Annotated in this window: 8 protein-coding genes and 2 tRNA genes; 8 read left to right on the top strand and 2 right to left on the bottom strand. The window is 66.3% G+C overall.

Features of this window, described 5'->3' with window-relative positions; all coding sequences use genetic code 11:
- Positions 1-6 precede the first annotated feature (6 nt).
- Positions 7-846 (bottom strand): presqualene diphosphate synthase HpnD, encoded by an 840-nt coding sequence (gene hpnD, locus AB7E83_RS22875; RefSeq protein WP_428573131.1) that lies wholly within the window; start codon positions 844-846, stop codon positions 7-9.
- On the bottom strand, positions 843-1,862 hold the full coding sequence (locus tag AB7E83_RS22870; RefSeq protein ID WP_428573130.1) for a phytoene/squalene synthase family protein: 1,020 nt from the start codon (positions 1,860-1,862) through the stop codon (positions 843-845). Before AB7E83_RS22870 ends, hpnD begins: the two co-directional genes overlap by 4 nt.
- A gap of 92 nt (positions 1,863-1,954) precedes the next feature.
- On the opposite strand from AB7E83_RS22870, the gene AB7E83_RS22865 reads away from it, so the two are divergent.
- From AB7E83_RS22865 to AB7E83_RS22830, 8 genes are all read left to right on the top strand, one after another.
- On the top strand, positions 1,955-3,055 hold the full coding sequence (locus AB7E83_RS22865; RefSeq protein WP_428573129.1) for an efflux RND transporter periplasmic adaptor subunit: 1,101 nt from the start codon (positions 1,955-1,957) through the stop codon (positions 3,053-3,055).
- Between the two features lie 46 nt (positions 3,056-3,101).
- Positions 3,102-6,221, top strand: coding sequence for an efflux RND transporter permease subunit (locus AB7E83_RS22860; RefSeq protein ID WP_428573128.1), 3,120 nt, complete (start codon positions 3,102-3,104; stop codon positions 6,219-6,221).
- A gap of 84 nt (positions 6,222-6,305) precedes the next feature.
- Positions 6,306-6,392, top strand: a tRNA-Leu gene (locus AB7E83_RS22855).
- 26 nt (positions 6,393-6,418) lie between these two features.
- Positions 6,419-7,738, top strand: coding sequence for a trigger factor (gene tig, locus AB7E83_RS22850; protein WP_428573127.1), 1,320 nt, complete (start codon positions 6,419-6,421; stop codon positions 7,736-7,738).
- A gap of 86 nt (positions 7,739-7,824) precedes the next feature.
- A complete protein-coding gene (gene clpP, locus AB7E83_RS22845) occupies positions 7,825-8,433 on the top strand; it encodes an ATP-dependent Clp endopeptidase proteolytic subunit ClpP (protein WP_428573126.1) in 609 nt (202 codons plus the stop codon).
- A 67-nt stretch (positions 8,434-8,500) separates the two neighbouring features.
- On the top strand, positions 8,501-9,766 hold the full coding sequence (clpX, locus tag AB7E83_RS22840; RefSeq protein ID WP_428573125.1) for an ATP-dependent Clp protease ATP-binding subunit ClpX: 1,266 nt from the start codon (positions 8,501-8,503) through the stop codon (positions 9,764-9,766).
- Positions 9,767-9,860: 94 nt separating this feature from the next.
- The gene (gene lon, locus AB7E83_RS22835) at positions 9,861-12,299 is read left to right on the top strand and encodes an endopeptidase La (protein WP_428573124.1); all 2,439 of its coding nucleotides are present in this window, start codon (positions 9,861-9,863) and stop codon (positions 12,297-12,299) included.
- 35 nt (positions 12,300-12,334) lie between these two features.
- Positions 12,335-12,410, top strand: a tRNA-Gly gene (locus tag AB7E83_RS22830).
- The last annotated feature ends 110 nt before the right edge of the window (positions 12,411-12,520 follow it).

Raw genomic sequence — 12,520 nt, 5'->3', positions numbered from 1 at the left:
GGCGCATCACATCCGGCCGAGCGCCTGCACCTTCCACGCCAGCCACAGCTTGCGCACCGGCGTGAGGCTGATGCGCTGGTGCAGCACGCGGAACTGCTCGCCTTCGATCTCCCGCAGCAGGGTGCGATAGATGCTCGCCATCATGAGCCCCGGCTTCTGCGCGCGGCGGTCTTCGGCGGGCAGCAGGGCCAGCGCCTCGTCGTAGAGGCCATGCGCGCGCTGCGCCTGGAAGCGCATCAGCGCGACGAATCGATCCGAGTAGTCGCCCTTCAGGATCTCGTGCGCCTTGACGTCGAACTGCTGCAGTTCGTTGACGGGCAGGTAGATGCGTCCTCGGCGCGCGTCCTCGCCGACGTCGCGGATGATGTTGGTGAGCTGCAGCGCTTCGCCGAGCTTGTGTGCATAGTCGGTCGTCCGCGATTGCGTCTGGCCGAAGATGCGCGCCGAGACCTCGCCCACCACGCCGGCGACCAGGTGGCAGTAGCGCTGCAGGCCGGCGTAGTCGAGATAACGCGTCTGCTCCAGGTCCATGCGGCAGCCACGCACGATGGCGTGCAAGTGCGCGGCCTCGATGCCGAACTCGGCGGCGCAGGGCATGAGCGCCTGCATCACCGGGTGCGTGGGTTGGCCCGTGAAGGCGGCATCGACTTCCGTGTCCCACCACGCGAGTTTGCGCTGCGCGACGTCGGCTTCCTTCGTCTCGTCCACCACGTCGTCGACCTCGCGGCAGAACGCATAGAACGCGGTGATCGCCGCGCGGCGTGGCGGCGGCAGGAAGAGGAACGCGTAGTAGAAGCTGCTGCCCGACGCGGCCGCTTTCTCCTGGACATACTGTTGTGGCGTCATCGGCCGCGATTGTCCCATTGCGACCCTTGCGACCCTTGCGACCTCACGGTCGAGCGGCCGGCCAGGCCGATCAGCATTCGAAAGAGGAGAGCGCGTACCTCGCTGCGCGGCACCTTGACCTTGACGTTCAGCGCCGAGGGGCCCGCAGCGCGGACGCGCGACAGCGTGCGCTGGCCGAGGATCGCCGGCAGCGCGACGGCCGCGCGCACGCGGCGCGAGTTGACGGCCTGCGCATAGGTCAGGCCGTCGGCGAGTCCTTCGGCGGCTTCGTCCTGCCAGTGCCACCAGACGGGCATGAAGCGCGGGGTGTCGGCGAGGACGGCGGCCGCCACCTCGAAGTGCGCTGCCTCGAAGCCGGCCGCGGCGAGTTCGCTCGCGGGAAAGTAGCAGCGCCCGTTGCGCAAGTCCTCTCCCGCGTCCCGCACGATGTTCACGAGCTGCAATGCGCAGCCGAACGAGCGGCCGAACGCGCGCATCTGCCATGCCGGCCGGTTCGCGAAATCGGCCAGGTGGCGTTCGCACAGATCCGTCCAGAACTCGCCGACCGAGCCCGCGACGAGGTAGGCGTACTCGCGCAGCGCGGCGGCATCGGGGACGATCGGCCGTTCGAGGTCGAGCGACTGTCCGTGAACGATGTGCGAGAGCACGGCGCGGATGTCGTGTGCATCGGCCTCGGCGGTTGCATCGAGCGCCGATAGGCACTCACGCACGCGCAGCATCAGGCGCCGTTCGCCGGCATGCGATTGCGAGGCCGCGAATGTTTCGAGGTCGGCGAAGAGGGCATTCGACCCCTGGCCGGAAGCGATCGCTTCACCCAGGCTCGACAGCAGTTCGATGCGGCGCTCGACAGGCGCCGAAGCCGTGTCCGCGACGGTGTCCGTCGCGCGAGCCAACAGATAGGCCAGGCCGATAGGTGCCCGCAACGCGCGCGGAAGCATGCGAACGGATAAGTAGAAAGATCGCGAAACCTCGCGCAGCAACGCGTCGGCGGATTCACGAAAAGGATGGGCGGGCATGGACGGGCTCGATTGTCGCTTGACAGTCCCGCGGGTGATCCCATAGATTACTAACCAGTCAGTCATTAACGAACTGGCGGAGGGAAAAAGAAATGTCGAGCTACAGGGCCTTGCTGCCCGTCGGCGCTGTTGTCGCCGCTTTCCTGCTGGCCGGGTGCGCGAAGCACGAACCCGCGCCGGAGCCGGTCCGTGCCGTGAAGGTGCTCACCGTCGGGCTGTCCGGCGTCCAGGCCAGCCACGAATACTCTGGCGAAGTCCGCCCGCGCGTCGAGTCGCGGCTGGGCTTTCGCGTCGGCGGCAAGATCATCCGGCGGCAGGCCGAGCCCGGCCAGCACGTCAAAGCCGGGCAGGTGCTCGCGCAACTCGATCCGCAGGACCTGCGCCTCGCCACGGACGCGGCGCGCGCGCAGGTGGCCGCGGCCTCGACCAACCGCGATCTCGCGGCGGCGGACCACAAGCGCTTCGTCACGCTGCGCGAGCAGAACTTCATCAGCGGCGCCGAACTCGAGCGCCGCGAGAGCACGCTCAAGGCCGCGCAGGCGCAGCTCGACCAGGCGCAGGCGCAGCTTGCCGCGCAAGGCAACCAGGCGCGCTACGCGAACCTCGTGGCCGACGTGTCGGGCGTCGTCACGGCGGTCGAGGCCGAGCCCGGGCAGGTGGTGAATGCCGGCACGACGGTCGTGCGCATCGCGCAGGACGGCGTGCGCGACGTGGTGTTCTCGGTGCCCGAGGACCGGGTGGTTGCGCTGCGAACGGGCACCGACGTGACGGTACGCGCCTGGGCGGCCGGCCAGACGGTCACGGGCAAGATTCGCGAAGTGGCGGCCAGCGCCGACCCCGTCACGCGCACGTACGCGGTGAAGGTTGCGCTCGACGCGAAGGCGCAGCCGCCGCTCGGCGCAACGGTCACGGTCGTGCCGCAGGCGCAAGGCGCCGCGGGTCCGCAGGTCATCAAGGTGCCGACGAGCGCGCTGAAGCAGGAAGGCAAGGGCAGCGCCGTCTGGGTGGTCGACAAGGGCACGATGACCGTCAGGCTGCAGCCCGTGCAGGTCGCCACCGCCGACGGCAACGAAGCGGTCATCGGCGGCGGCCTGGCGCCCGGCATGCTGGTGGTGTCGGCCGGCGTGCACGTGCTCTCGCCCGGGCAGAAGGTCACGCTCTGGCAAGGCCCCGTGAACGTGGTGACCCAATGAGCCGCCGGCCCGCATCCCGGCGCTGCGCCGCGCGGAGAGTTCGCCCATGAGCGCCGAGCGTTTCAATCTGTCCCGCTGGGCGCTGGAGCACCCGGCGCTCACGCGCTACCTGATGGTCGTGCTGATGGTGCTGGGCATCGCCACGTACTTCCAGCTCGGGCAGGACGAAGACCCGCCGTTCACCTTCCGCGCGATGGTCGTGCGCACCTACTGGCCCGGCGCGACCGCGCAGCAAGTCGCCGAGCAGGTGACCGACAAGATCGAGCGCACGCTGCAGGAAGTGCCGTACGCGGACGTGATCCGCAGCTATTCCAAGCCGGGCGAGTCGCAGATCATTTTCCAGATCAAGGACTCGTCGAAGGCCGCCGAGGTGCCCAACGTCTGGTACACGGTGCGCAAGAAGATCGGCGACATGCGCCTGACCCTGCCGCAGGGCATCCAGGGTCCGTTCTTCAACGACGAATTCGGCGACGTGTACGGCGTGATCTACGCGCTCGAAGCCGACGCGGGCTTCGGCTATGCCGAGGTCAAGACCTTCGCCGACGACGCGCGGCAGCAGCTGCTGCGCGTGCCCGACGTCGCGAAAGTGGAGCTCTTCGGCGTGCAGGACGAGAAGCTCTACGTCGAGATTTCGCAGAAGCGCCTGTCGCAACTCGGCCTGGACATGAACCAGGTGATTGCGCAGCTCGGCCAGCAGAACGCGGTGGAATCCGCCGGCGCGGTGCAGACGCCGCTCGACGTCGTGCAGGTGCGCGTGGGCGGGCAGTTCCAGGCCATCGAGCAGTTGCGCGCCATGCCGATCCGCGGCAGCACGGGCAGCCAGCTGACGCTGGGCGACCTCGCCGAGGTGAAGCGCGGCTACGTCGACCCGCCGCTCGTGAAGGTGCGCCACGGCGGGAAGGAGGTCATCGGCCTCGGCGTGTCGATGGCCAAGGGCGGCGACATCATCCGGCTCGGCCACTCGCTGAAGGCGGCCACGAACCGCATCGACGACGGCCTGCCCGCCGGCATCCGCCTCGTGCAGATCCAGGACCAGCCGCGCGCGGTCGCGACCTCGGTCAATGAATTCGTGCGCGTCCTGATCGAAGCCGTGGTAATCGTGCTCGCGGTGAGCTTCATTGCGCTCGGCTTCCACAAGCGGCCCGATGCGGCGTCGCTGCCGATCTGGAAGCGCTGGACCATCGACATGCGCCCGGGCCTGGTCGTCGGCATCACGATCCCGCTCGTGCTCGCGGTGACCTTCCTCGCGATGGACTACTGGAACATCGGCCTGCACAAGATCTCGCTCGGCTCGCTCATCATCGCGCTGGGCCTGCTGGTGGACGACGCGATCATCGCGGTCGAGATGATGGTGCGGAAGATGGAAGAGGGCTACGACAAGGTCCGCGCCGCCACCTTCGCCTACGAAGTGACGGCCATGCCCATGCTCACCGGCACGCTCATCACGGCGGCGGGCTTCCTGCCGATCGGCATGGCGAAGTCCACCGTCGGCGAATACACGTACGCGATCTTCGCGGTGACCGTCATCGCGCTCGTGCTGTCGTGGCTCGTGTCGGTGTACTTCGTGCCCTATCTCGGCACGCTGCTGCTGAAAGCCAAGCCGGTGTCGGGCGAGCACGAAGAGCACTTCGACACGCCGTTCTATCGGGGCTTCCGGCGCGCGGTCGACTGGTGCGTGCGGCATCGCTGGATCACCATCGGCGCGACGGTCGCCACGTTCGCGCTCGGCATCGTCGGCATGGGCAAAGTGCAGCAGCAGTTCTTTCCCGACTCCAGCCGGCCCGAAGTCCTGGTGGCCCTGTGGTCGCCCGAAGGAACGTCCTTCGCCGCGAACGAGGACATCGCGAAGCGCGTCGAGAAGCGGCTGGCGAAGGAAGCCGGCGTGACGGCCGTCAGCACCTGGATCGGCTCCGGCGTGCCGCGCTTCTACCTGCCGCTCGACCAGGTGTTCCCGCAGACCAACGTGTCGCAACTCATCGTGATGCCGAAGGACCTGGCGACGCGCGAGACCTTGCGCAGGAAGCTGCCCGGCCTGCTTGCGCAGGAATTCCCCGAAGTGCGCGGCCGGGTGACGCTGCTGCCCAACGGCCCGCCCGTCCCGTTCCCCGTCATGTTCCGCGTGGTCGGCCCCGACCCCGCCGTGTTGCGCGAGCGCGCCGACGAAGTGAAGGCCGCGATGCGCGCGAGCCCCCACACGCGCGGCGTCAACGACAACTGGAACGAGGCGGTGAAAGTGCTCCGGCTGGAGATCGACCAGGCCAAGGCGCGCGCGCTCGGCGTCACCAGCCAGTCGATCGCGCAGGCGAGCCGGACGAATCTGCAGGGCTCGGCCATCGGCCAGTTCCGCGAAGGCGACAAGCTCATCGACATCGTGCTGCGCCAGCCGGCCGACGAGCGAAATGCCATCACCGACATCGCGAACGGCTACCTGCCGACGGCGAGCGGCCGGTCGATTCCGCTGGCCCAGATTGCGAAGCCGAGCTTCACATGGGAGCCCGGCGTGATGTGGCGCGAAGGACGCACGTATGCGATCACCGTGCAATCCGACGTGGTCGACGGCATGCAGGGCGCGACGGTGAGCGGCGAGCTGCTGCCGAAACTCAAGGCGCTCGAAGCGAAATGGCCCGCCGGCTACAAGCTCAACGTGGCGGGCGCGGTGGAGGAGAGCAGCAAGGGGTCGTCGTCGATCTCCGCCGGCATCCCGATCATGCTGTTCCTCGTCTTCACGCTGCTCATGCTCCAGCTGCAGAGCTTCAGCCGCGCGCTGCTCGTGTTCATCACGGGGCCGCTCGGCATCGCCGGTGTCGCGGCGGCGCTCCTGGTGCTCGACCGGCCCTTCGGCTTCGTCGCGCTGCTTGGCGTGATCGCGCTGATGGGAATGATCCAGCGCAATTCCGTGATCCTGATCGACCAGATCGAGCAGGACCGGGCGCGGGGCGTGCCGGCGTGGGACGCGATCGTGGAGTCGGCCGTGCGGCGCTTGCGGCCGATCGTGCTGACTGCGGCCGCGGCCGTGCTCGCGATGATTCCGCTGTCGCGCTCGGTGTTCTGGGGTCCGATGGCCGTGGCGATCATGGGCGGGCTGATCGTGGCGACGGTGCTGACGCTGCTCGCTTTGCCGGCGATGTACGCGGCGTGGTTCCGGGTGAAACGTCAGGCGGTTTAGAATCTAGGGCTGACCGGATTCGAGCGGGCCGCCTCGTGGTGCGCCCGCTTTGACTTTGAGAGCAATCAGAGCAATCAGGACAAGGCGCGGGTGGCGAAATTGGTAGACGCACCAGGTTTAGGTCCTGACGCCTTCACGGGCGTGTCGGTTCGAGTCCGACCCCGCGCACCAACGAAGAGACCCCAAGAGAGATGAACATGGCCGTGAACGTTGAAACCCTCGAGAAGCTGGAACGCAAGATCGTCCTGTCGCTGCCTGTCGGCGTCATCCAGACGGAAGTCGATTCCCGGCTGAAGAAGCTGGCCCGCACCGTCAAGATGGACGGCTTCCGTCCCGGCAAGGTGCCGATGTCCGTGGTGCAGCAGCGCTACGGCTACTCCGTTCACTACGAAGTGATGAACGACAAGATCGGCGAGGCCTTCTCGCAGGCTGCCAACGAGGCGAAGCTGCGCGTCGCCGGCCAGCCCAAGATCACCGAGAAGGAAGGCGCGGCCGAGGGCCAGCTCGAGTTCGACGCGGTGTTCGAGGTCTATCCCGAAGTGAAGATCGGCGACCTCGCCACGGCCGAAGTCGAGAAGCTCTCCACCGAGGTGAGCGACGCCGCCATCGACAAGACGCTCGAGATCCTGCGCAAGCAGCGCCGCACCTTCCAGCAGCGCCCGCAGGACGGCGCGGCGTCGGACGGCGACCGCGTCACGGTCGACTTCGAGGGCAAGATCGACGGCGAGCCCTTCCAGGGCGGCAAGGCCGAGGACTTCCAGTTCAACGTCGGCGAAGGCCAGATGCTCAAGGAGTTCGAGGAAGCCGTGCGCGGCATGAAGATCGGCGAGAGCAAGACCTTCCAGCTCGCCTTCCCCGAGGACTATCACGGCAAGGACGTCGCGGGCAAGACCGCCGACTTCATGGTCACCGTCAAGAAGATCGAGGCGTCGAACCTGCCCGAGGTCGACGAAGGCTTCGCCAAGTCCCTCGGCATCGCCGATGCGAGCATCGACGGCCTGCGCGCCGACATCAAGAAGAACCTCGAGCGCGAGGTCAAGTTCCGCCTGCTGGCGAAGAACAAGCAGGCCGTCATGGACGCGCTGGTGTCCAAGGCCGAGCTGGACCTGCCCCGGTCCATCGTCCAGAACGAGATCGACCGCATGGTCGAGGGCGCGCGCGCCGACCTGAAGCAGCGCGGCGTGAAGGATGCCGACAAGGCCCCGATCCCCGAGGAGATCTTCCGCGAGCAGGCCGAGCGCCGCGTGCGCCTGGGCCTCGTGGTCGCCGAACTCGTCCGCACGAGCGAGCTGGCCGCCAAGCCGGAGCAGATCAAGTCGCACATCGAGGAACTCGCCGCGAGCTACGAGCGTCCGCAAGAGGTCGTGCGCTGGTACTACGGCGACAACCGCCGCATGGCGGAGGTCGAGGCCATCGTCATCGAGAACAACGTCACCGACTACGTCCTGTCCAAGGCCAAGGTCACCGAAAAGTCGGTGTCGTTCGACGAGCTGATGGGCCCGCAGGCGCAAGCCTGACCCCGGCCGGGGTGGGGTTGCAAGATCCCGCCCCCGCCCCATCTGCGTTCGAGATAAAGTCAGGCATAGCCCGGAGTCACCCTTTCATGAGCGCACTTGATACCCAAGCCCTCGGCATGGTGCCGATCGTCATCGAGCAGTCCGGCCGGGGCGAGCGGTCCTACGACATCTATTCGCGCCTGCTGCGCGAACGGGTGATCTTCCTCGTCGGCCCGGTCAACGACCAGACCGCCAACCTCGTCGTGGCGCAGCTGCTCTTCCTGGAGAGCGAGAACCCCGACAAGGACATCCACCTGTACATCAACAGCCCCGGCGGCAGCGTGAGCGCCGGCATGGCGATCTACGACACGATGAATTTCGTGAAACCGCAGGTCTCGACGCTCTGCACCGGCATGGCCGCGAGCATGGGCGCCTTCCTCCTGTCGGCCGGCGAAAAGGGCAAGCGCTTCGCATTGCCGCACTCCAAGGTCATGATCCACCAGCCGCTCGGCGGCATGCAGGGCCAGGCGACCGACATCGAGATCCACGCCAAGGACATCCTGCGCACGAAGGGCGTGCTCAACCAGATCCTGGCCGACCGCACCGGCCAGTCGCTCGAGAAGATCGAGCGCGACACCGATCGCGACTATTTCCTGACGGCCGACGAGGCCAAGGATTACGGGATCGTCGACCAGGTCATCGCGAAAAGAGCCTGACGGTCCCGCCGGGTTCGGGGCCCGGCCATGTGGTTATCATTGAAGTTCGTAGAGAAGGTGTTTGCCCATGGCCGACCGAAAAGGCTCATCCAGCGAGAAAACTCTTTATTGCTCGTTCTGCGGCAAGAGCCAGCACGAGGTGAAGAAGCTCATCGCCGGGCCGTCGGTGTTCATCTGCGACGAGTGCATCGACCTGTGCAACGAAATCATTCGCGACGAACTGCCCCAGGGCGATGAACAGCGCGAAGCGCGCGGCGACCTGCCCACGCCGGCGGAAATCAAGGCGAACCTCGACAACTACGTCATCGGCCAGGAGCCCGCGAAGCGCACGCTCGCGGTGGCGGTCTACAACCACTACAAGCGCCTGCGCCACAAGGACAAGTCCAAGAAGGACGAGGTCGAGCTCACCAAGAGCAACATCCTGCTGATCGGCCCCACCGGCAGCGGCAAGACGCTGCTGGCGCAGACGCTCGCGCGCATGCTCGACGTGCCCTTCGTCATGGCCGACGCGACCACGTTGACCGAAGCCGGCTACGTGGGCGAGGACGTCGAGAACATCATCCAGAAGCTGCTGCAGAACTGCAACTACGAGGTGGAGCGGGCGCAGCGCGGCATCGTCTACATCGACGAGATCGACAAGATCTCGCGCAAGTCCGACAACCCCAGCATCACGCGCGACGTGTCGGGCGAGGGCGTGCAGCAGGCGCTGCTGAAGCTGATCGAAGGCACCATGGCGAGCGTGCCGCCGCAGGGCGGGCGCAAGCACCCCAACCAGGACTTCCTGCAGATCGACACGACCAACATCCTGTTCATCTGCGGCGGGGCGTTCGCCGGGCTCGAGAAGGTGATCGAGCAGCGCACCGAGGCCTCGGGCATCGGCTTCGGCGCCAACGTCAAGAGCAAGAAGGAACGCAGCCTCACGGACATGTTCCGCGAGGTCGAGCCCGAGGACCTGATCAAGTTCGGCCTGATCCCCGAACTGGTCGGCCGCCTGCCGGTGGTCGCGACGCTCGCCGAACTCAGCGAAGACGCCCTGGTGCAGATCCTCACCGAGCCCAAGAACGCCATGGTCAAGCAGTATTCCAAGCTGCTGGCGATGGAGGGCGTCGACCTGGAAGTGCGCTCGAGCGCGCTCAAGGCCATCGCGCGCAAGGCGCTGGCGCGCAAGACCGGCGCGCGCGGCCTGCGCTCCATCCTGGAGCAGTCGCTGATCGACACGATGTTCGAGCTTCCGAACATTTCGAACGTCGAGCGCGTGGTGGTGGACGAGTCCACCATCGAGGAAAACAAGCCTCCGCTGCTGGTCTACCGCGAAGCGGCCAAAAAAGCTTGATCCGGCGGGGCGAATCGCCCCCACGGCCGTCCGGCCGGGTTGAAAATGGGTCATTGCCGGCCATATTGGGCTGGACACCATAAAAAGGATTTGCATGTCCGGACACACTCCCTTGCCTGCCGACCCGCTCGACCTGCCACTGCTGCCCCTGCGCGACGTGGTGGTGTTCCCGCACATGGTCATTCCGCTGTTCGTCGGCAGGCCCAAGAGCATCAAGGCCCTCGAGGCCGCCATGGAAGCCGAGCGGCGCATCATGCTCGTGGCCCAGAAAGCCGCCGCCAAGGATGAGCCGGCCGTCACCGACATGTTCGAAGTCGGCTGCATCTCGACCATCCTGCAGATGCTCAAGCTGCCCGACGGCACCGTGAAGGTGCTGGTCGAAGGCCAGCAGCGCGCCCGCGTCGCCAAGATCGCGGACGGCCCGACGCATTTCGTGGCCACCGTCTCGCCCGTGGTGCCCGTGCAGACCGAGGAAAAGGGCGCCGAGATCGAAGCCCTGCGCCGCGCGGTGCTCCAGCAGTTCGACCAGTACGTCAAGCTCAACAAGAAGATCCCGCCCGAGATCCTCACGTCCATCGCGAGCATCGACGATGCCGGGCGCCTCGCCGACACCATTGCCGCCCACCTGCCGCTCAAGCTCGACAACAAGCAGATCGTGCTCGACCTGGCCGAGATCAAGGAGCGGCTGGAGAACCTGTTCGAGCAGATCGAGCGCGAGGTCGAGATCCTCAACGTCGACAAGCGCATCCGCGGCCGCGTGAAGCGGCAGATGGAGAAGAACCAGCGCGACTTCTACCTCAACGAGCAGGTCAAGGCCATCCAGAAGGAACTGGGCGAGGGCGAAGAGGGCGCGGACATCGACGAGATCGAGAAGAAGATCAAGGCCGCGAAGATGCCCAAGGACGCCAGGAAGAAGGCGGACGCGGAACTCAAGAAGCTCAAGCTCATGTCGCCCATGTCGGCCGAGGCGACGGTGGTGCGCAACTACATCGACGTGCTCACCAACCTCCCGTGGGCGAAGAAGACCAAGATCAAGCAGGACCTCCAGTACGCCGAAGACGTGCTGAACGAGGACCACTGGGGCCTGGAGAAGGTCAAGGACCGCATCCTCGAATATCTCGCGGTGCAGCAGCGCGTCGACAAGGTGAAGGCGCCCATCCTGTGCCTGGTCGGCCCTCCGGGCGTCGGCAAGACCTCCCTGGGGCAGTCGGTGGCGAAGGCCACGGGCCGCAAGTACGTCCGCATGGCGCTCGGCGGCATGCGCGACGAGGCGGAGATCCGCGGCCACCGCCGCACCTACATCGGCGCGCTGCCGGGCAAGCTGCTGCAGTCGCTGTCGAAGGTCGGCACGCGCAATCCGCTGTTCCTGCTCGACGAGATCGACAAGCTGGGCCAGGACTTCCGCGGTGACCCGGCTTCGGCGCTGCTGGAAGTGCTCGACCCCGAGCAGAACCACACGTTCAGCGACCACTACGTCGAGGTCGACTTCGACCTGTCCGACGTGATGTTCGTGGCGACGTCGAATTCGATGAACATACCCGCGGCGCTGCTCGATCGCATGGAAGTCATCCGCCTCTCGGGCTACACCGAGGACGAGAAGACCAACATCGCCATGCGCTACCTGCTGCCCAAGCAGATGAAGAACAACGGCGTGAAGGAAAACGAGCTCGACGTGACCGAGGCCGCGGTGCGCGACATCGTGCGCTACTACACACGCGAAGCCGGCGTGCGTTCGCTCGAGCGCGAGCTGTCGAAGATCTGCCGCAAGACGGTCAAGGGCCTGCAGCTGAAGAAGCTCAAGCCCAAGGTCGAAGTCAATGCGGAAAACCTGAACGAATACCTGGGCGTGCGCAAGTTCAGCTACGGCCGTGCCGAAGCGCAGAACCAGGTGGGCCAGGTGGTCGGCCTGGCGTGGACGGAAGTCGGCGGCGACCTGCTCACGATCGAATCGGCGCTGATGCCCGGCAAGGGCAACATCCACCGCACGGGCTCGCTCGGCGACGTGATGAAGGAGTCGGTCGACGCCGCCCGCACCGTGGTGCGCAGCCGCGCGCGTTCGCTCGGCATCCGCGACGACGTCTTCGAGAAGAAGGACATCCACATCCACGTGCCCGACGGCGCGACGCCCAAGGACGGCCCGAGCGCGGGTGCGGCGATGACCACGGCGCTGGTGTCCGCGCTGACCGGCATCCCCGTGCGCGCGGACGTTGCCATGACCGGCGAGATCACGCTGCGCGGCGAGGTCACCGCGATCGGCGGCCTGAAGGAGAAACTGCTCGCGGCACTGCGCGGCGGCATCAAGACGGTGCTGATCCCCGAAGAGAACGCGAAGGACCTGCAGGAGATTCCCGAGAACGTGAAGAGCGGCCTCGAGATCGTGCCGGTGAAGTGGATCGACAAGGTGCTCGAAGTCGCGCTCGAGCGGCTGCCCACCCCGCTGACGGACGAAGAGGCCGCCTCCGCGGCCGCGATTCCGGCGGCGGCGCCCGCGACTTCGCAGCCTTCGATCACGACTGCGCGCGTGCCGCACTGAAAGGCGATTTTTTCTTGCTATAATTTCTGTCTCACGCGGGAATAGCTCAGTTGGTAGAGCGCAACCTTGCCAAGGTTGAGGTCGCGAGTTCGAGTCTCGTTTCCCGCTCCAATATATGATCTACAGACTTCCACTGGCGTCTGTAAGTCGTTGAAAAAAGGAGCTTCGGCTCCTTTTTTCATTCCAGCGAGTGCCACGGAAATCCACTCACAGCCAGCATT

Source organism: Ramlibacter sp. (genome assembly GCF_050250995.1).
GTDB lineage: Bacteria > Pseudomonadota > Gammaproteobacteria > Burkholderiales > Burkholderiaceae_C > Ramlibacter.
This window is presented reverse-complemented; position numbering and strand designations above follow the sequence as displayed.